The organism is Bradyrhizobium sp. AUGA SZCCT0283 (genome assembly GCF_018130385.1).
In the GTDB taxonomy this organism is placed as follows: domain Bacteria; phylum Pseudomonadota; class Alphaproteobacteria; order Rhizobiales; family Xanthobacteraceae; genus Bradyrhizobium.
Window position 1 is genome coordinate 177,390 of the sequence record NZ_JAFCLU010000004.1, and the last position, 18,347, is coordinate 195,736.

The 18,347-nt window shown below is 64.7% G+C and carries 18 protein-coding genes; 6 read left to right on the forward strand and 12 right to left on the reverse strand.

Translation table 11 applies throughout. The annotated features are described in order from the left end of the window. The first annotated feature begins 341 nt into the window (after positions 1–341). The 4 genes from JQ624_RS08185 to JQ624_RS08200 all read left to right on the forward strand — a co-directional run bounded on the left by JQ624_RS08185 (position 342) and on the right by JQ624_RS08200 (position 4,457). Positions 342–911, forward strand: a complete 570-nt coding sequence (locus JQ624_RS08185) for a sigma-70 family RNA polymerase sigma factor (protein ID WP_212418354.1) — start codon at positions 342–344, stop codon at positions 909–911. Beyond that, positions 908–1,621: a hypothetical protein gene (locus JQ624_RS08190; RefSeq protein WP_212418355.1), complete on the forward strand. Its 714-nt coding sequence runs from the start codon at positions 908–910 to the stop codon at positions 1,619–1,621. The genes JQ624_RS08185 and JQ624_RS08190 overlap by 4 nt, the downstream gene beginning before the upstream one ends. Before the next feature lie 63 nt (positions 1,622–1,684). Beyond that, positions 1,685–3,388: a S8 family serine peptidase gene (locus JQ624_RS08195; RefSeq protein WP_409334304.1), complete on the forward strand. Its 1,704-nt coding sequence runs from the start codon at positions 1,685–1,687 to the stop codon at positions 3,386–3,388. 544 nt (positions 3,389–3,932) lie between these two features. Continuing rightward, the gene (locus JQ624_RS08200; RefSeq protein ID WP_212418357.1) at positions 3,933–4,457 is read left to right on the forward strand and encodes a TIGR03809 family protein; all 525 of its coding nucleotides are present in this window, start codon (positions 3,933–3,935) and stop codon (positions 4,455–4,457) included. A gap of 21 nt (positions 4,458–4,478) precedes the next feature. Here the strand turns inward: JQ624_RS08200 and JQ624_RS08205 are convergent, their stop codons facing one another. From JQ624_RS08205 to JQ624_RS08230, 6 genes are all read right to left on the reverse strand, one after another. After that, positions 4,479–5,849: a TIGR03808 family TAT-translocated repetitive protein gene (locus tag JQ624_RS08205; RefSeq protein WP_212418358.1), complete on the reverse strand. Its 1,371-nt coding sequence runs from the start codon at positions 5,847–5,849 to the stop codon at positions 4,479–4,481. 243 nt (positions 5,850–6,092) lie between these two features. Continuing rightward, positions 6,093–6,773 carry a pyroglutamyl-peptidase I gene (locus JQ624_RS08210; RefSeq protein ID WP_212418359.1) on the reverse strand — a complete coding sequence of 227 codons (681 nt, stop codon included), beginning with the start codon at positions 6,771–6,773 and terminating at the stop codon, positions 6,093–6,095. Further along, positions 6,770–7,762 carry a methylmalonyl Co-A mutase-associated GTPase MeaB gene (gene meaB / locus JQ624_RS08215; protein WP_212418360.1) on the reverse strand — a complete coding sequence of 331 codons (993 nt, stop codon included), beginning with the start codon at positions 7,760–7,762 and terminating at the stop codon, positions 6,770–6,772. The genes JQ624_RS08210 and meaB overlap by 4 nt, the downstream gene beginning before the upstream one ends. A 52-nt stretch (positions 7,763–7,814) precedes the next feature. Beyond that, on the reverse strand, positions 7,815–9,326 hold the full coding sequence (locus tag JQ624_RS08220; protein WP_212418361.1) for a tripartite tricarboxylate transporter permease: 1,512 nt from the start codon (positions 9,324–9,326) through the stop codon (positions 7,815–7,817). A 3-nt stretch (positions 9,327–9,329) separates the two neighbouring features. Then, on the reverse strand, positions 9,330–9,815 hold the full coding sequence (locus JQ624_RS08225; RefSeq protein WP_212418362.1) for a tripartite tricarboxylate transporter TctB family protein: 486 nt from the start codon (positions 9,813–9,815) through the stop codon (positions 9,330–9,332). Between the two features lie 35 nt (positions 9,816–9,850). Continuing rightward, on the reverse strand, positions 9,851–10,846 hold the full coding sequence (locus JQ624_RS08230; RefSeq protein ID WP_212418363.1) for a tripartite tricarboxylate transporter substrate binding protein: 996 nt from the start codon (positions 10,844–10,846) through the stop codon (positions 9,851–9,853). Between the two features lie 221 nt (positions 10,847–11,067). Between JQ624_RS08230 and JQ624_RS08235 the strand changes: the two genes are divergently transcribed. After that, entirely contained in the window at positions 11,068–11,538 is a 471-nt protein-coding gene (locus tag JQ624_RS08235; protein ID WP_212418364.1) for an SRPBCC family protein, read from the forward strand. 141 nt (positions 11,539–11,679) lie between these two features. Continuing rightward, positions 11,680–11,853, forward strand: a complete 174-nt coding sequence (locus JQ624_RS08240) for a hypothetical protein (RefSeq protein WP_212418365.1) — start codon at positions 11,680–11,682, stop codon at positions 11,851–11,853. Between the two features lie 136 nt (positions 11,854–11,989). Here the strand turns inward: JQ624_RS08240 and scpA are convergent, their stop codons facing one another. The 6 genes from scpA to folP all read right to left on the reverse strand — a co-directional run bounded on the left by scpA (position 11,990) and on the right by folP (position 18,335). Continuing rightward, complete coding sequence (gene scpA / locus JQ624_RS08245) at positions 11,990–14,149, reverse strand: methylmalonyl-CoA mutase (protein WP_212418366.1); 2,160 nt, start codon at positions 14,147–14,149, stop codon at positions 11,990–11,992. A gap of 42 nt (positions 14,150–14,191) precedes the next feature. Further along, a complete protein-coding gene (locus JQ624_RS08250) occupies positions 14,192–14,659 on the reverse strand; it encodes a GFA family protein (RefSeq protein ID WP_212418367.1) in 468 nt (155 codons plus the stop codon). Positions 14,660–14,661: 2 nt separating this feature from the next. Further along, on the reverse strand, positions 14,662–16,524 hold the full coding sequence (locus JQ624_RS08255; RefSeq protein WP_212418368.1) for a methylmalonyl-CoA mutase family protein: 1,863 nt from the start codon (positions 16,522–16,524) through the stop codon (positions 14,662–14,664). 92 nt (positions 16,525–16,616) lie between these two features. Then, positions 16,617–17,108, reverse strand: a complete 492-nt coding sequence (gene folK, locus JQ624_RS08260) for a 2-amino-4-hydroxy-6-hydroxymethyldihydropteridine diphosphokinase (RefSeq protein ID WP_212418369.1) — start codon at positions 17,106–17,108, stop codon at positions 16,617–16,619. A 1-nt stretch (position 17,109) separates the two neighbouring features. Next, a complete protein-coding gene (folB, locus tag JQ624_RS08265) occupies positions 17,110–17,481 on the reverse strand; it encodes a dihydroneopterin aldolase (protein ID WP_212418370.1) in 372 nt (123 codons plus the stop codon). After that, positions 17,478–18,335 (reverse strand): dihydropteroate synthase, encoded by an 858-nt coding sequence (gene folP / locus JQ624_RS08270; RefSeq protein ID WP_212418371.1) that lies wholly within the window; start codon positions 18,333–18,335, stop codon positions 17,478–17,480. The genes folB and folP overlap by 4 nt, the downstream gene beginning before the upstream one ends. Between the last annotated feature and the right edge of the window lie 12 nt (positions 18,336–18,347).

Genomic DNA, 18,347 nt, shown 5'->3' on the forward strand with positions numbered 1-18,347 from the left:
TCGGGTCCGTTAAAACCCTGCCATTGCACTGTTTCGCAACGGAAATCTGCCGGATTCCGATAGTGCGGAACCGCTTGCGCGGGAACCCGGGCGCGAAGCAGGTGCTGCCCTGCCGGCGAAGCCTTGCTAAGGTCCCGGGGTGGCGCGTCTTTAAGAAAGTGTTTCCGTATTATGGTACCAATTCTGGGGTTCAGCTCGTCCTTGCCGGGAAAATGGCCTGGTTATGTCCGTCTGTGGGGTAGGTCACACATGCAATCCGGACATTGCCGTAATGTGAAGAATCTCACCATTCACATCGAACCGCCGGCCTCTCCCGTCAGACCAACTTTGCGAGACGGCCATTGAACGCGGCACAGGCGGCTTCAGACGAAATTCTGATCGCTCGGATCGCTCAAGGCGACCGGCTCGCCATGCAGGTGCTTTACGGAAGGCACCATGTCAGGGTGTTCCGTTTCGGGCTTCGGCTCGTAAGGGACGAGCAGATCGCGGAAGATCTCATCAGCGAGGTTTTCCTCGATGTGTGGCGCCAGGCCGGCAAGTTCGAAGGCCGATCCGCCGTTACCACCTGGCTCCTGGCGATTACGCGCTTCAAGGCCCTTTCGGCACTTCGGCGCCGCAAGGACGTTGGACTGGATGACGAGACCGCGAACGCGATCGAGGATACGTCCGACGATCCGGAAGTGGTGGTGCAGAAGAAGGATACGGGTGAAGCGTTGCGCAAGTGCCTGACGGCGCTTTCGCCAGAGCATCGGGAGATCGTCGATCTCGTCTACTACCACGAGAAGTCCGTGGAAGAGGTGGCCGAAATCGTCGGTATTCCGGAGAACACCGTCAAGACGCGCCTGTTTTATGCGCGCAAGAAATTGGCCGAGTTGCTGAAGGCAGCCGGTATAGAGCGAGGTTGGCCATGATGGCGGCGAGCAAAAAAATGCTGGATCACGAGCCCAGCGAAATCGAGATGCTGTTGCCGTTTCACGCGGCCGGCACCTTGAGCACGCGCGATGCACGCCGCGTTGAGGACGCGCTCGCCAGCGATCCCGAGCTGGCCCGGCAATACGCCGTCATCCGCGAAGAATATGCCGAGACGATCAGCCTTAACGAGAGCCTGGGTGCGCCGTCCGCGCGCGCCATGGCGAAGCTGTTTGCCGCGATCGACGGAGAGCCCGTGCGCAAGCCATCGCTTTCGGTCAGCCTGTCCGCCCGGATATCGGAATTTTTCGCAAGGCTTTCGCCGCGCACGCTGGCTTGGTCGGCGAGCCTCGGTGCCGTGGCGCTGCTGTTGCAGGCCGGCGTGATCGGCGCCGTGCTGATGAAGAACCAGACCGCTTCGTTCCAGACTGCCTCGCTCAGCATGAACGAGCCGTCGGCAGCGCCCATCACGCGCGATCTCGCAAGCAGCGGCGCGCCGACGCGCGCGCTGGTGCGGTTTGCGCCGGAGGCCCGTATCGCCGACATCACCACGTTGCTCGATAATTACCAGGCCTCGATCGTCGACGGCGCCAAGGGCGGCATGTTCCGGCTGCAGTTCGGCAACAAGGCCATGAGCAAGGACGAAGCCGCTGGCCTGATTGCCAGGCTGCAGCGCGAGAAGATCGTCAGCCTTGCGGTGGCAACGCCTTAAGAGGCTGCCGGCGCGCCCCGGGAAGGCCGAGGTTCCATGGTTCACGATGGCCCGAATTGGCTGATGAAGACGCGCCGCGCGGCATTGATCGTGTCGGCGGCGTTTCTGCCATTGATGGCTTTCGCAGCCTCGGCGGTTCATGCGCAAAGCATCATGCGCACCCCCAATCTCAATGTCGGATCGCGGGTGCCTACCATCAACCCGACGGTAACGCCGCGGATCAACCCGACCATCGCGGCCCGGCCAGTCGTGCGCGCCGATACCGTCGCACGGACGCCGCCGTCCCGGATCGGCACCATGAGTTCGACCCTGCGAGTCCGCCCGGGGGGCGTGCAATCGACGCTGCCCTACGCGCGGTTTTCGCCCAACCTCTATCCGGCCTGCCAGAATGCGTTTCGCGGTCCCGACGGCGAGTGCTTCGATCGTCCGGTCATGTCGGCCGGCGGCGGCAACGGCACCTCGGCCAAGAAGGGCAATGGCGGATCGCGCAATAACAACGCGCAGGCCGCGATCAATCTGCGCGCAGTCCAGAACGAACTCGTCGCCGAAATCGACGGCGCGTTATCCACCGCCGAAGCCGATGAACTGGCGCGGCGTCATGGCCTGGAGCGCATCGCCTCGCAGAGTTTCCCGCTGCTTGGCGGCACCATCGGCCTGTTCCGCATCGTCGACCGGCGGCCGGCGGACACGGTGCGCCGCGAACTCGCGGCCGACGGCAACGTGCGTTCGGTGCAGTTCAATTTCCGTCACTTCCTGCAGGATGCGAAGAAGCCTGCGATCGAGGGTGACGCCGCGCAGTACGCCGTCGCCCAGCTTCGGCTGCCGCAGGCACACACGCTCGCCCGCGGCATGAACGTCACCATCGCGGTGATCGATTCAGGTGTCGACGTCAAACATCCCGAACTCGCCAATTCGGTCGCCGACAGTTTCGACGCGCTCGGCAGCAGCGAAGGTCCGCATGTCCACGGCACCGGCATTGCCGGCGCCATCGTCGCGCACGCCAAGCTGATGGGTAGCGCGCCGGAGGCGAGGTTGCTTGCGATCCGCGCATTCGGCGCGGGATCGAAGGGCGCGGAGAGCACGTCCTATGTAATCCTGAGGGGATTGGACTACGCGGCCGAGCATGGCGCGCAGATCATCAACATGAGCTTTGCCGGCCCGAAGGATCCGCTGATCGAGCGCGGGATCGCCGCGACGGCAGCCCGTGGCATCCTGATGGTGGCTGCGGCCGGCAATGCCGGGGCGAAATCGCCGCCGCTCTATCCAGCCGCCAATCCGAACGTCATTGCGGTGAGCGGAACCGACGCGCAGGAAAAGCTGTTTGCGGCGTCGAACCGGGGCAACCACATCGCGATATCCGCTCCGGGCGCGGATATCTTCCTGCCGGCGCCGGATGAAAAATATCAGATCACGTCGGGCACGTCGTTCTCTGCCGCCTATGTTAGCGGCGTTGCGGCGCTGATGCTGGAGCGCAATCCTGCATTGAAACCTGGCGATGTTCGCGCGATCCTGACGAAGACCGCCCGCGATCTCGGCAGCCCCGGCCGCGACGATCAGTTCGGAGCAGGCGAGGCCGACGCCTTTGCCGCGGTCACCGCGGCGACCGCCGCGTCGGCAGTTCCGCTTGCCTCGGTTTCAGGCAAGCCTGCGGGAGAAAAAACGCCGGCGCTCGACCCGTCCGCCGATAACGCTTCCGTGAGCCGGGCACTGAATGACGCCCCGCCGTCGATGGCGTCGGACAAATCGGCCGCAAACGCCGCGAAATAGCCTGCTGCGCAGCGATTTTTGCGACAATCACCCCGAAGACAGGGTTAAAAAAATCGCCCGGCGTTTTGAACGTTCGGCGAGGGTGCTGCGACTTATCTATGTGGGAGCGGTAATCCCTCCCCATTGGCTGTATTCGGCGCGAGCGCCCATCCACCCCAAGCGCCCATATGGCTTGACCCGTCCGGTTGTCCCCCCGGACGGGTCTTTCATTTCCGGCACAGTTTTTTGGAAGAATGCGTCGCGTGCGGCGCCGCGCGGGCTTACCGGCCGCAGACTTTCCGTTCGTCCGCGTGGCGCGCGATATTTCCGCGTGTCTTCCCAGACGAAATGATCGAGGCGCGCTTCGCAACACGGCCATGCTGCGGTGCGGCTTGACGGCGAATGGAGCTGACAACTCCGTATTTGTGCGGGCTTCTTCGATCGCTGCGCGCTCGGTAGCTTCAAGCACTGGACAATGAGAAAGTTTTCCACAGAATATCCGTGTCACATCCAACTGATTCGTCTCGGTAGCGTCTGCGTCCGTCTCTCTCTTACGGGCTGACTTATGGCACTTCCTGCAGACGTGGCTCGCGGCCGCAACATCGTTGCGCGCTGGTGCAACCTTGCCGAGCAACGGCTGGAACACCTCACCGAACTGTTCGAGAGCGGGCGCTGGCGCCGCTATCACACCGAACGCGAATTTCTCGAAAACATCCAGGAAGCCAAGGCCGCCGTCGAAACCTGGCGTGACCTGTTGAATCGCGAAGCTTCGCTTGAAAGCACAGCGATCGACATGTCCTGGGTCGGCCGCCGGCGAACGACGGCGCTGCCGCGCGATGTGGGGTACCGTCAGCCGGTTGTGCACCTGAAGCCGCAACCGGCGCCGATTGCAGTGACACCGCCACCGATTGTCGCTGCGCCACTGCGCGATATTCCCGCTGATATTCTGGTCGCGCTCGAAAGCCGGCTTGCCGTCGCGGACGAAGCGCCGTCCGTGCCCGACGCGCCGGCGCTGGACGAAATGGCGTTGCCGCCGCTCGATCTCGACACGATGAAGGAACGCTATCCGCTGCTGCGCAACACGCTGTAGCCGGGCGGGGAGGGACGCGAACTAGCGCCGCACCGCATTGCCCCCGACCACCACCTGCGCGTAACGCTGGGCGCCTTCGACCGACAGGTCGGTCGTGATGGTACGAGCGTGGTCGAGCCCGACCACGGCGCCGCGCGGGGTTTCCGAGATCATGTTGTTGTTGACCAGCGCCGTCCCGGCGCCGGGCAGCACCGATACGCCGACGCCGACGAAGGCGTTGCGGATCACGTTGCCCGTGATGGCGACATCGCGGAGATATTTGCCCCAGCCGGCGATGATGCCGAAGGAGGGGGCGTTCTCGACCACGTTGCCGGTCACGGATGAATCCGCTTCGACATAGATGCCGATCCCGGCGTCGTCGTCGGGTGCGGTGCCGATCGGCCGCTTCGGCAGCAGATTGCGGATGATGTTGCCCTGCACGACGGCGATGCGTCCGCCTTCGTTGAAATTGCAGACGGAGACGCCGACGGCGGCGCCATCGACGGTGTTGTTGGCGATCACGGCGCCTTCGAATGCGAATTCGGAATAGAGCGCAACCTCGCGGACATTGCTGACGCTGTTGCCAGTGATGTGAATATTCGAGGCCGAATTGCCGCGCACCGCGGAGTAGTCGCAATTCTTGATACGGTTGCCACGCACGATGACGTTGCCGGCGCGGAAGGCATTGATGGCGTTGCCATATTGCCCGGAGCCGCCGGGGCCGGCCTTGATGTCCTCGATGCGGTTGTCGAGAACGAGCGTGCCGTCGTCGCCGATCGCCGTGCGCAGGATCTCGATGCCGTTGTCGTTGGTATCGGTGATGGTGTTGCGGGCGACGATCAGGCCCAGCGCATCGAACGACACCACCGCGGTAGTCGCGATCTTGGTGAAGATGTTGCCGGAGATGTCGCCCGAGACCTGCTCCAGCCAGATGCCGTTGCCGCCACTGCCCGATATTTCGCAGTCGACGATGCGGACGTCGCGCCCGCCGAGGCAATGCATGAGCCCGCGGCGCGTCGGCAACGGAATGCTGCCGCCGTCGAAGGTGATACCGGTCAGGCCGACATTGTTGGCGCCTTCGCTCTGCAGCATCGAGGCGCCGCCGCTGAATATGAGTTTGGTCGCGCCGCGCACGCCGACCAGTTGCGTGCCGTTCGAAAGGCGCAGCATGCCGGTGCGGTAGGTGCCTGGCGGCAGCGCCAGCGGTACCTGCGCGCGCGCAGCTTCGTCGATGGCGCGCTGCAGTTTCGCGGTTTGATCATCGGGGCTGCCGGGACGCACGCCATACTGCGTGGCGTCGCGCCCGAACGTGGAGGTGAGGGGCGCCGCGCGCGCCGGCTCCGGTGACATCGCAAGTGCGCCTGCCACGCCGGCGGCGGATCCTCCAATGAGATGGCGGCGGTTCATGTCCATGCTGAATGGCCCTCGCGCGATGCAGGTCGCGGCATTTCCGCCTTCATAGGTATCGCGAAATTGCGGCCGGGCATGGTGAAGACCGGGAAGAAAGGCGGCGATTGTTCGGGGTAGGGTTAATGTTGGGTACGATACTCAACCGATGTCGTCCCGGCCAAGCGAAGCGCGAGCCGGGACCCATACGCCGCGGCCCTTGGAAGGGGCACAATGACAGACGGCTTTTCTCACAATTGGCAACGGTGGCTATGGGTCCCTGCTTTCGCAGGGACGACAAAGAGTCTGGTCCGCCCTTCGCGCCAGCCTCACCATCTCCATCAGCATCGCTTCGCCGGCATCGACCAGCTCTTCCAGCGTAATGCGCGAAAAACCCTTGCGCCTGAGTGCACCTCCGCGCGCCAGCGGCGGGATGTGAACGAAGGCGGCGAGGCGCGGGCCGTTGTCGGCATTCACCGCCTCGATCGCGCGCCAGCTCAAATAGTTGCAGAGATAGCTGCCGGCATCGCGCGAGGCGCGGGCGTCGAGACCGGTGTCCTGGGCGGCACGCAGCAGTTTCGCGGTGTGCGGGCCGAATCTTTGCGCGTCAGCGCCGTCCGCGATCGATCCTTTTCGGGCGCGGGTTTGCGCGGCATCGGGCCATAGCATGGTGACGGCATTGCGAGCGCGGGTTTCGACCCGGACGTATCCGGTGCGGCCGGCGAGGCCGAACATCAGGAGCGCATGCGGCTTGTGCTGTGTCAGTGCGATCGGCAATTCGCGGTCGACCGCCCTGTAGGTCACCGGAAAGATATGACTGGACAGTTCGACGTTGGCGAAGGCGGGACGCCGCAGCCGCGTCAGCCGCGCCACCAGCGGCTGCGTTGGATTGTAGGGCGCACCCGGAAACGGGCCGAAGCCGGTGACGAGAATGCGAAGTTTTTCGTTCACCGCAGCCACTCCGCGATCTGTTCGGCGGCGACCGCCGGCGTGATGCGGCCGTCGGCGACCTCGGCCTCGGTCTTCTTCACCTTGGCGCGGATCGCGGGGTCGGCGCGCAGGCGGGCCATCATCCGTTGCTCCAGCATCGACCACATCCATTTCACCTGCTGCTCCCGCCGTCGCGCGGCGAACTCGCCCGAGGCGTTCATGGCGGTGCGGTGATCCAGAATCTTCTGCCACAGCGCGTCCATGCCGGTGCCGGTCAGCGCCGAATAGGTCAGCACCGGTGGATGCCAATGCTTCGAGCGGGGGCTCAGGATATGCAGCGCGCCGCGGTATTCGGCCGCCGCCAGATTGGCGCGCTTGATGTTATCGCCGTCGGCCTTGTTGATCGCGATCATGTCGGCGAGTTCGACCAGGCCTTTCTTGATGCCCTGCAATTCGTCGCCGGCGCCGGGCAGCATCAGGGCCAGGAAGAAATCGGTCATGTCGCAGACCGCGGTCTCGGACTGGCCGATGCCGACGGTTTCCACCAGCACCACGTCGAAGCCGGCGGCCTCGCACAGCAGCATCGCCTCGCGGGTTTTGGCGGCGACCCCGCCGAGCGTGCCTGACGACGGCGAGGGCCGGATGAAGGCGCTTTCGGAATTCGCCAGCCGCGCCATCCGCGTCTTGTCACCGAGGATCGAGCCGCCGGTGCGGGCCGAGGAGGGGTCCACCGCGAGCACGGCGACCTTGTGGCCGCGCTCGATCAGGAACATGCCGAGCGCGTCGATGGTGGTGGATTTGCCGACGCCGGGCGAACCGGTAATGCCGACGCGGACCGCCTTGCCGGTGTCGGGCAACAAGGCCTGCACCAGATCGCGCGCCGCCGCCTGATGGTCGCCGCGCCGGCTTTCGATCAGCGTAATCGCCCGCGCCAGCGCCGCGCGGTGGCCGGAGCGGAGTTCTTTGGCGAGTTTCCCGATATCGGGGGAGGCATTCTTCGGCAGGATCATGCCTTGGTTTACAACGGTCGAGCCGTGCAGGCGAGGGGCCCTGCACAGTCCGTCAGCGCACCGACGCGGCGGCGGGCGCCCCGCCTTTGAGGCGCCGCCACACCCAGACCAGCACCGGCCAGATCAGCGCGCCGATCGCCATGGCGGCGAGGATCGCGGCGATCGGCCGCTCGAAGAACGGCAGAATGCTGCCGTCGGATTTGATCAGCGAGGTGACGAAGGCCTGTTCCACCATGGTGCCCATGACGATACCGAGCACCATCGCGGCGACCGGATAGCCGTTCTCCTCCATGACATAGCCGATGATCCCGAAGGTCGCGACCGTCACGACGCCGAACATGTTGTTGCCGATGGCAAACGAGCCGACCGCGCAGCACAGCATGATGACGGGCATGACGCTGGAACGCGGCGCGCGCAGCACATAGCTCGCCAGACGGATCATGACGATGCCGAACGGGATCATGATGATGTTGGCGATGATGAACATCAGGTAGATCGCATACATGCTCGACGCTTTTTCGGTGAACAGCGTCGGGCCGGGGTTGAGGCCCTTCATGTAGAGCACGCCGATCGCAATCGCCGCGATGGTGTCGCCGGGAATGCCGAACAGCAGCGACGGCACCCAGCCCGACGCGATGCTGGCGTTGTTGCTGGCGCCGGCTTCGACCAGGCCCTCGACATGGCCGGTTCCGAACTTCTCCGGCTCCTTCGAGAAGCGTTTCGACATCGCATAGCTGACCCAGGCGGCCATGTCGGCGCCGGCGCCCGGCAGCACGCCGATGATGATGCCGATGATGTTTCCGCGCGTCATCTGCCAGTGATATTTCTTGGTGAGCCGCCACTGGCCCGCCATGATGCTCCCGAACTTGCGGCGCGGGATCGGCGGCGGTTCCGGCGTCAGCATCGCGCGCATCACCTGCGCCACGGCAAAGACGCCGACCAGCGCCGGGATCGGCTCGATGCCGCCGAACAGATCTGTCATCCCAAATGTGAAGCGCGGTACGCCGCCGGGGTTCTCGATGCCGATGCAGGAGACGAGCAGGCCGATGAACATGCCGGCGATCGCCTTCACCGGCGAAGAGCGCGCGACCAGCGTGGCGCACATCAGGCCGAGGAACGCCAGCCAGAAATATTCGAAGGTCGAGAACGACAGCGCGATTTCGGCGAGCGGCGGCGCCAGGATCATCAGCGAGAGCGTGCCCGCGATGCCGCCCACGGCGGAGAACCAGACGCCGGCCCCGAGGGCGAGTTCAGCCTCGCCCTTGCGGGTCATGGCGTAGGCTTCGTCGGCATAGGCCGCGGAGGCGGGGGTGCCAGGGATGCGCAGCAGCGCGCCTGGAATGTCGCCGGAGAAGATCGCCATCGAGGAGGCCGCCACGATGGTGGCGATGGCGGCGATCGGCGACAGATAGAAGGTGACGGGGACCAGCAGCGCAGTTGCCATTGTGGCCGACAGACCCGGCAGCGAACCGATGACGAGGCCATAGATCGAGGCCGCGAACATCGCGATGATGACTTCCCAGGTGGAAATGAGCGCGAAGGCATCAATCAGGGTTTTCAGCATCAATCACCAGGGCATCGGCAGCAGCCCGGCCGGCAAGGGCACGCGCAGCAACTTTGAGAAAATCAGATGAATGCCGATCGGCGCCAATACGGCGAGCGGCAGCGACAGCTTCCACCTTGCGCCGAGTGCGGTCGATGTGACGAACACGATCAGCGCTGCCGTGATGATGAAGCCAAGCCGGTCGGCGACCACCACATAGAACAGAAGCAGGGCCGGCGGGAGCAGGGCGCGCAGGCCGTAAAACTTTCCGGTCGGCGGCGGCGGCTGGCCACCCTCGACCGGAATGAGCTCTTCTTCCTCTTCGAAGGAGTGGCCGATCCCGAACGCGATCGCGAGGCCGCACAGCGCGAGGCCCGTTCCGATCACCAGCGGAAACACGTTGGGCCCGACCGGCTGACCGGGCACCGGCGGCAACTGCCAGCCGCCATAGGCGGCAGCTGCGCCGAGGCCAACGAGAAACAATCCCGTGACGCGATCGGGAAGACGCATGGACGAACTCCGCGGATTGGAACGATGAAGCGCGATCAGGCCTTCGACAGGCCGGCGGCCTTCATCGCCACGCCCATCTGGGCGTCGCCCTTGTCCATGAAGGTGGCGAACTCGGTCGCATCGCCCCACACCGTTCCGAAGCCGCGATTGCTCATGAAGTCCTTGAACTCCTTGGAGTCGAAAACCTTCTTCAGCGCCGCCGTCAGCTTGCTCGCTACATCCGCAGGCAGGCCCTTGGGCCCGGCAATGCCGCGCCACGCACCGGTCGAATAGTCGATGCCCATCGCCTCCTTCAGCGTCGGCACGTCGGGGAAGGCGGGGTTGCGGGCCGAGGCCATCAGCGCAAGGCTGCGCGCCTTGCCGGCCTCGATGATGGCGCGCGCTTCCGGCACCGAGCAGGTGGTGAGGTCGAGTCCGCCCGCTGCGAGATCCTGCATCGCGGGCGCCGCGCCGTTCGACGGCACCCACGCCACGTGGTTCGGCGCAAGTCCCATCGCCTGCATCCAGCCGACCAGCGCCAGATGCCAGATGCCGCCCTGGCCGGTGCCGGAGGCTTTGAACTTGCCGGCAGGCGCGGCCTTGATGGCATCGGCGAGCTCTTTCACGGTCTTGTAGGGCGATCCGGAACTGACCTGGATGCCGGGCGGATCCTCGTTCATCAGCGCCAGCGGCGTGTAGCTCTTCGGCCCGAGTTCCGTGAGCCCTTGCCAGTGCATCATCGAGATTTCCACCGTCAGCATGCCGATGGTGTAGCCGTCGGGCTGGGCGGTCGCGATCGCGGAATGGCCGACCACGCCGGAGCCGCCGGTGCGATTGACCACGTTGAACGGCTGGCCGAGATCCTTCTCCAGCAGCGCCGCCACGATGCGTGCGGTCGCGTCAGTGCCGCCGCCGGCGCCCCAAGGGACGATCACGGTCACGGGACGCGCCGGATAGGCCTGCGCCAACGCCGGCTTGAAGCCAAAACCCGCGACGGCCGCGGCAGCAGCGGATGAAGCCGCGAAGGCGCGGCGCGTGATCTTCTTGGACATCGGTGGTCCTCCCTGCGGCGTCCGTGAGGCCGGACGCTCTTGTGATGCCCGCATTCTAGGCGGCTTTGCGTTGTGGTCGCAAGGCGTTGGCCAATCATGGGCATCGTCGCTCGGTGGGCATCTCGCCACATCCGGAAATCGGGTGGCGGCGATCGGGCTACCCGACATAGGTATCCATGTGCGGCTCGGTCATCGAGCCGCGATCGATTGCGGGGAGAGCCATGACGACAGCCTATTACAGCACCGTGCTGAACCACCCCCTGGAATCCGTGTGGGCCCTGATCCGCGATTTCAACAATTATCCGGCCTATATCGACGGCGTCAGCGAAAGCGTGATCGAGGACGACAAGGGCGGCGACGAAGTCGGCGCGGTCAGGCGCTTCTGCTACCTCGGCAACTGGATCAGGCAGCGGCTCGCCGGCCATTCCGACGAAGGCCACTCGCTGACCTATGCGGGCATCGAGCCGCTGCCGTTTCCGTCCGACCTCGTGCCCGAAGCGCCCGCACCGACGCGTTATCAGGGAACGATGCACCTGCTTCCGGTCGTCGAGGGCAACAGGACATTCATCGAATGGGCCGTGACGCTCGACACCGAACCGAAGGATGCCGAGCGTTGGCGGACGCAATTCCAGTCCTGGATTCCGGACTGGACTCTTTCGCTCGAAAGGGCGTTAGACCGCCTTCGCACGTGAGGCTGTGGGCTTCATTTCGCAGACATCGCGGAAGCCTTTTGGTGGCGCGCCGCCGCCGGTTCCCGCCTTTGCGCCGCAATAATTCCTTAATTCGGGGAACCAATACGCCCGCGCTTGGGGGTCAGAGCATGGGGAGACATCATGACTGACAGCGAATGGTGGAAGGAGCGCAGAAACCTGGTGGCGCGCTATCGAGCGATGGAGCAGGAGACCACCGATCCGCTCGCGGCGCGTTTGCTACACGATATCGTTTTGGATTTGGAAGCAGAATTGGAAGGATTGCGACAAAACGTCGGCCTTGACGCTGCGGCGTGAGCATCGACGCATCCTAAATCAGGGTGTTCTGCCCGGGGCACTTGCGGCGATCGATCTCGATGCCTTCATTGCGAGACGATTGCGCGGTGCCCCCGGCGACACCGCCCATCGCATCTGCGCGCTCCCTGTCTGAGCGCTACTCCGCCGCTTCGCTGCTATGGCCGAGCCGGGCGTTGAGCTTGCGGATCAGCTCTTCGGCGGCGTCCGAGATCACGGTGCCGGGCGGGAAGATCGCTTCGGCGCCGGCCTTGTACAGCGCCTCGTAATCCTGCGGCGGGACCACGCCGCCGATGATGATCATGATGTCCTCGCGGCCGTGCTTCTTCAGCGCTTCCTTGAGTTCGGGCACCGCGGTGAGATGGGCGGCGGCCAGCGACGACACGCCGAGAATATGCACGTCGTTCTCCACCGCCTGCCGCGCCGCCTCGTCGGCAGTGGCGAACAGCGGCCCGATATCGACGTCGAAGCCGACATCGGCGAAGGCTGACGCGATCACCTTCTGGCCGCGATCGTGGCCGTCCTGGCCGATCTTGGCGACGAGGATGCGGGGGCGGCGGCCCTCGGCAGTCTCGAACGCATCGATCAGTTCCTGCACTTTTTCGACCCGGTTGGACATGGCCGCCGCCTCCCGCTTGTAGACGCCGGTGATGGATTTGATTTCGGCGCGGTGACGCCCGAACACCTTTTCCATTGCGTCCGAAATTTCGCCGACGGTGGCTTTCGCCCGCGCCGCGTCGATCGCCAGCGCCAGCAGATTGCCGTTGCCTTCGCCGGCGCTGCGCGTCAGCGCGGCCAGCGCAGAATCGACTTCCTTCTGGTCGCGCTCGGAGCGCAGCCGCTTCAACTTGTCGATCTGTAGCCGCCGCACGGTGGAGTTCTCCACCTTGAGCACGTCGATCGCGGCTTCATTGACCGGCTTGTACTTGTTGACGCCGATCACGGCCTGACGTCCGGCGTCGATCCGGGCCTGCGTCTTGGCGGAGGCTTCCTCGATTCTGAGCTTCGGCACGCCGGCCTCGATCGCCTTGGCCATGCCGCCGAGCGCCTCGACTTCCTGGATATGGCCCCAGGCTTTCGCGGCGAGATCGCGGGTCAGCCGTTCGACGTAATAGGAGCCGCCCCAGGGATCGATGATGCGGTTGGTGCCGCTTTCCTGCTGCAGGAACAATTGCGTGTTGCGCGCGATCCGGGCCGAGAAGTCGGTCGGCAATGCCAGCGCCTCGTCGAGCGCGTTGGTGTGCAGCGACTGGGTGTGGCCTTGCGTCGCCGCCATCGCTTCGATCGTGGTGCGCATCACGTTGTTGAACACGTCCTGCGCGGTCAGCGACCAGCCGGAGGTCTGGCAATGCGTGCGCAGCGACAGCGAGCGCGGATCTTTCGGGTTGAACTGGGTCAGCAGCTTGGCCCAGAGCAGCCGCGCGGCGCGCATCTTGGCGACTTCCATGAAGAAGTTCATGCCGATCGCCCAGAAGAACGACAGCCGCGGCGCGAAACGGTCGACGTCGAGGCCGGCTGCCAGGCCTGCGCGCAGATATTCGACGCCGTCGGCCAGCGTATAGGCGAGCTCGAGATCCTGCGTCGCGCCGGCTTCCTGCATGTGATAGCCGGAAATCGAAATGGAGTTGTACTTCGGCATTTTTTGCGAGGTGTACGCAAAAATGTCGGAGATGATCCGCATCGAGGGCGTGGGCGGGTAGATGTAGGTGTTGCGCACCATGAACTCTTTCAGGATATCGTTCTGAATGGTACCTGAGAGTTTTTCCGGCGGAACGCCCTGTTCCTCGGCGGCGGCGACGAACAGCGCGAGGATCGGCAGCACCGCGCCGTTCATGGTCATCGACACGCTCATCTGGTCGAGCGGAATGCCCGCAAACAGCGTGCGCATGTCGTAGATGGAATCGATTGCCACGCCGGCCATGCCGACGTCGCCGGAGACGCGGGGATGATCGGAATCGTAACCGCGGTGGGTGGCGAGGTCGAACGCGACCGAAAGACCTTTCTGCCCAGCCGCGAGGTTGCGGCGATAGAACGCGTTGGAATCTTCCGCCGTGGAGAAGCCGGCGTACTGCCTGATCGTCCAGGGCTGGTTGACATACATGGTCGGGTAGGGGCCGCGCAGATAGGGTGCGATACCCGGCCAGGTCTCGAGGAAGTCGATGCCTTCGAGATCAGTCTCGCTGTAGCCGGGCTTGACCGGGATGCCCTCGGGCGTCAGCCACGGCTCGGCGCTGCCGGCGGGCTGCGCGGGCGCGGTTGGTTCAAAGGCGATATCTGCGAAGTTCGGTATGCGGCTCATGTTACCCATCATAGCACATGTGGCAGGCGGAGATCGCCGCCCCTAATCATGGTCCGGGTGCTGGTGGCTGGTAATGGTCGCCATCTTTTCCGGCCCGTAATTCTGCTGTGTGGTCTGGCTCGGCAGATTGGCGATGCCGACCACCCAGCCGAGCCGGGATTCGGTTCCATATTGCCGCGTCGGCACCACCCGGTCAGGGCGGTCGAACGTGCCGGTCATGATCTCGATCCGGGGTCCGCCAATCCGCCGGAAGCTCAGCGGCGTGCCGCAGTCCGCGCAAAAATCGCGCTCGGCGATGGAGGAGGATTGGAACGAGGCCGGCTTGCCGCGGGTCCAGCTGAAGTCTTCGTGCTCGATGTCGGCGAAGGAGGCAAACGGCGCGCCCGAGGCCTTCTGGCACATGCGGCAATGGCAGATGCTGACCTTGGCCGGCGCCTTCGACATCGCAAAGCGGATGGCGCCGCACTGGCAGCCGCCGGTCAGGACCGTCTTGTGGTTGGTTTCCGTCATGTTCACTCCATGCGCCGCCAGGCTTCCCGCAGCATCGCCAGCGCGTCGCCGCCGGCAAAGATGAAATCACTGACACCGGCATTGCGTAGCGCGGCCTCCTGTTTGCCGGGCCGCCCTGCCAGATAGATATGTTCGGCGCCGGCCGCTTGAAGGGCTTTTGCAGCGGCCACCGCGTGTTCCGCATAGGCCTTGTCGGATGAGCACAGGCAAACAATAGCCGCGCCTGACGCCTTGAACGCGGTCGCGAGCGCCGTCGGGTCGGCAAAGCCTTGCGTGTCGATCGCCTCGATGCCGCCGGTCTCGAAAAAGCTCTTGGCGAAGGTGGCGCGCGCGGTGAAGTCGGCGGCCGTGCCGAGATTGGCGAGGAAGATCTTTGGCCGCGCGCCCGATGCCTTGAGCTTGTCGTCCGATTTGTCGCGCAGCGCCTCGAACGGCGCGGCCAGCCGCATCGGCGGCAGGGGATCGAATTTGAACTTTGCCTCGCCATAGGGCGGCAGCACGATCGGCGTCGCATCGAGCACCGCGATCTCGGCCTCATGCAGGTTCGGAAATTCGCTGGCGCCCGTCAGCACGTCCCTCCGCTTGGCGATATTGGCCTCGCGCGCGGCGCGCGTAGCGGCGACCTTGCGCTGGATCAGATTTTGTTCGAGCGCGGCGAACATGCCGCCGGCCTTTTCGATCTCCTGAAATAGCGACCACGCGGATTCGCAAAGCTGTCTGGTCAATGTTTCGATACCGCCGGAGCCGGCTGCGGGATCGCTCACCTTGGCGAGGTTGGACTCTTCCAAGAGCACCAGTTGCGTGTTGCGCGCGGCACGCCGCGCGAACGGATCGGGCAGACCCAGCGCCAGCGTGTGCGGCAATACCGTGATGGCGTTGGCGCCGCCGAGACCGGCGGAGAAAGTCGCCATCGTCGCGCGCAGCATGTTTACATAAGGATCGCGCTGCGTCAGCATGCGCCACGCGGTGTCGGCGGCGACGAACAGCGGCTTGGGCGTGAGACCGCAGGCCTGTTCGACCCGCGCCCACAACAGCCGCAGCGCACGGAATTTCGCCAGCGTCAGGAACTGGTCCGCATCTGCGCTGAGCCGCGCATACACCATGCCTTGCGCGTCTTCGAGCGCGATGCCGGACTGCTCGATCGCACGCAGATAGGCGACGGCGACGGCGAGCACAAACGCCAGTTCCTGCACTTCCGATCCGCCGGCATCATGGATCACCCGTCCATCGGCGACCGCGAGCGGGCCCTTGAAGCCCATCGCAGCGAAGCCCTTGATCGCGCCGGTGACCGCGGGCACGATCTCCTCCCAGTTGTAGGGGCTGGAGCCCCACACCGCACAGGACCCGAGCGGGTCCAGGCCGAAGCGGATGTCGCAGGCCGCGGGATCTATGCCTTTGTGCTTGATGTATTCGGCGAGATGAATGGCGGCCATTCGCGACTGCGGGCCGATCTGAAGCTCGATGCCGATGCCAGCGTCGAGATGGATGCCGTCGAAAATCTGCGCGACCGCCTCCGCCGAAGGATCCAAGCCAAACCCGTGAGCGCCATTGGCGCCGGCGAACACGAGAGTCAGCCCCGTCGCGCCGTTCTCCAGATCGTGCAGCGCCTGCGCGTTGGCTGCTTTTGCGTCCGCGTGATCGATCCGCTGCATGATCTGCCAGGGCGCAGCCGCGGCGCGGCCGGCGACCGGCGCAGCGCCTTTCGCACGGCGATAGATCGGATCGATTTTCAACCCGTCGGACGTCTTGCTGACCAGTTTCTCGAACGGCGCGCCCTTTAGCACCCCGTCGACCAGCTTGCGCCAGTCCTCGTAGGTCGCTTGCGGAAACTCCGCGGCCAATGTCAGCTCGTCAGTCTTGGTCATCCGGCCCATTATTCCCTGGTCGTCTCTTGATTTGGCCGGAAATTGCCACGGGGCGGCCGGCAAGCCAAACGGTTGTTTTGGGGTCTTTCGGGTCAATCGAGGTCGGGCAACCGCTGGATACCCTCGGTCGAAAGCTGCGCGAGCGCCTCGCTGACGCGGCGTCCCGCAATGATACGGTCGGGCGCGATCTCGGCCAGCGGCACGAGTACGAAGGCGCGCTCCAAAGCCCGCGGATGCGGCAGCGTCAGTTCCGGCTTGTCGAGCCTGACGTCATCATAGGCGATCAAATCGAGGTCGAGGGTGCGCGGACCCCAGCGTGTCTCACGCGCGCGGTCGCGGCCGAATTTTTTCTCGATCTTGTGCAGCGTGAATAGCAGCGCATGCGGATCGAGGCTGGTTTCGATCTCGATGCAGGCATTGGTGAACGGCGCCTGGTCTTCCTCGCCCCAGGGCGGGGTGGTGTAGTCGGAGGAACGCGCCAGCAGGGCGGCCTGCGTCATGCCGCAGATATTGGCGATGGCCTTGTTGAATGTCGCGCGGACGTCGCCGACATTGCCGCCGAGCGCGATCAGCACGTCTGCCATGTCAGGGCGATGGCCGCTTGCGCGTCAGCACCACGCCGACATCCTCGAAGATCGCGGCGATCGGCGCATGCGGCTTGTGCACGGTGACCTTGACCGTGTGGATGCGCGGAAAAGTTGCGAATATCGCATCCGAAACGGCACCGGCCGCGCGCTCCAGAAGCTTGTAGTTGGTATTCTTGAACGCCGCCGTCGCGGTTGCCACCACACTGGCATAGGACACGGTGTCGGACAGGTGATCGGTGCGCGAGGCTTCCGACAGATCGGCGGAAAGTTCGAGGTCGATGACAAAACGCTGCCCGACCTCGGTCTCGTGCTCCATCACGCCGTGGCGGGCATGGATGACGACGCCGGTGATGAAGATCGTATCGCTCATGCCTGTTCCCTGATTGCGGCGGTGACGCGTAGCGCCTGTACGGTCTCGGCGACGTCGTGTGCCCGGATAATCCGCGCCCCGTTCTGGGCCGCCAACAAATGCGCGGCAATCGAGCCGCCGAGTCGCTGATGCGGCTCCGAGGGCGTCACCGTGCTGATGAAGCGCTTGCGCGAGGCGCCGACCAACAGTGGAAGCCCGAACGACTGCAACTCGCCGAGCCGCGCCAGCGCGGTCATGCTCTGTTCGGGCGTCTTGCCGAAGCCGATGCCGGGATCGAGGATAATTTTGTCCGACGAAATTCCGGCACGCGCAGCGATGTCGAGCGAGGCTGCAAAGAAATTGGAGATGTCCTGCATGATATCGATCGCAGGATCGGCACTTTCTCGGTTATGCATGATGATGACGGGCGCGCCGCGCTCGGCGATGAGGCCGGCCATGCCGGAATCGCGCTGCAGGCCCCAGACATCGTTGGCGATGGCGGCACCCTGATCGAGCGCCCAGGCGACGACGGCCGATTTCATGCTGTCGATCGACACGGGAATGCCGAGCGCGACGATTTCGGGCAGCACTGGCTGCAGCCGTTTCAATTCTTCTTCCGCCGAGATCGGTTCCGACCCGTAGGGCCGGGTGGATTCCGCGCCAATGTCGATGATGTCGGCACCCTCGGCGATCATCCGACGGGCCTGGACCAGCGCGCGCTCGGGGGCGGCGAATTGCCCGCCGTCCGAGAATGAATCGGGCGTTACATTCAGTACGCCCATCACTGCCGGATAGGGCCTGGACAGCAGCGCAGGCAGCACCGGATGACCGGCCGGACCGGTCGCGGCGGTGGGGCTGGGCTTGGCTGCGATCATGCGGTGGCTTTG

What these genes read in the sequence shown, in the direction of transcription:
- JQ624_RS08230 (WP_212418363.1), bottom strand. Translation starts at nt 10,846, where the DNA reads ATGTCCAAGAAGATCACGCGCCGCGCCTTCGCGGCTTCATCCGCTGCT.
- JQ624_RS08195 (WP_409334304.1), top strand. Translation starts at nt 1,685, where the DNA reads ATGAAGACGCGCCGCGCGGCATTGATCGTGTCGGCGGCGTTTCTGCCA.
- JQ624_RS08240 (WP_212418365.1), top strand. Translation starts at nt 11,680, where the DNA reads ATGACTGACAGCGAATGGTGGAAGGAGCGCAGAAACCTGGTGGCGCGC.
- folP (WP_212418371.1), bottom strand. Translation starts at nt 18,335, where the DNA reads ATGATCGCAGCCAAGCCCAGCCCCACCGCCGCGACCGGTCCGGCCGGT.
- JQ624_RS08255 (WP_212418368.1), bottom strand. Translation starts at nt 16,524, where the DNA reads ATGACCAAGACTGACGAGCTGACATTGGCCGCGGAGTTTCCGCAAGCG.
- JQ624_RS08250 (WP_212418367.1), bottom strand. Translation starts at nt 14,659, where the DNA reads ATGACGGAAACCAACCACAAGACGGTCCTGACCGGCGGCTGCCAGTGC.
- JQ624_RS08235 (WP_212418364.1), top strand. Translation starts at nt 11,068, where the DNA reads ATGACGACAGCCTATTACAGCACCGTGCTGAACCACCCCCTGGAATCC.
- JQ624_RS08225 (WP_212418362.1), bottom strand. Translation starts at nt 9,815, where the DNA reads ATGCGTCTTCCCGATCGCGTCACGGGATTGTTTCTCGTTGGCCTCGGC.
- folK (WP_212418369.1), bottom strand. Translation starts at nt 17,108, where the DNA reads ATGGCAGACGTGCTGATCGCGCTCGGCGGCAATGTCGGCGACGTCCGC.
- JQ624_RS08200 (WP_212418357.1), top strand. Translation starts at nt 3,933, where the DNA reads ATGGCACTTCCTGCAGACGTGGCTCGCGGCCGCAACATCGTTGCGCGC.
- folB (WP_212418370.1), bottom strand. Translation starts at nt 17,481, where the DNA reads ATGAGCGATACGATCTTCATCACCGGCGTCGTCATCCATGCCCGCCAC.
- JQ624_RS08220 (WP_212418361.1), bottom strand. Translation starts at nt 9,326, where the DNA reads ATGCTGAAAACCCTGATTGATGCCTTCGCGCTCATTTCCACCTGGGAA.
- JQ624_RS08205 (WP_212418358.1), bottom strand. Translation starts at nt 5,849, where the DNA reads ATGGACATGAACCGCCGCCATCTCATTGGAGGATCCGCCGCCGGCGTG.
- meaB (WP_212418360.1), bottom strand. Translation starts at nt 7,762, where the DNA reads ATGATCCTGCCGAAGAATGCCTCCCCCGATATCGGGAAACTCGCCAAA.
- JQ624_RS08190 (WP_212418355.1), top strand. Translation starts at nt 908, where the DNA reads ATGATGGCGGCGAGCAAAAAAATGCTGGATCACGAGCCCAGCGAAATC.
- scpA (WP_212418366.1), bottom strand. Translation starts at nt 14,149, where the DNA reads ATGAGCCGCATACCGAACTTCGCAGATATCGCCTTTGAACCAACCGCG.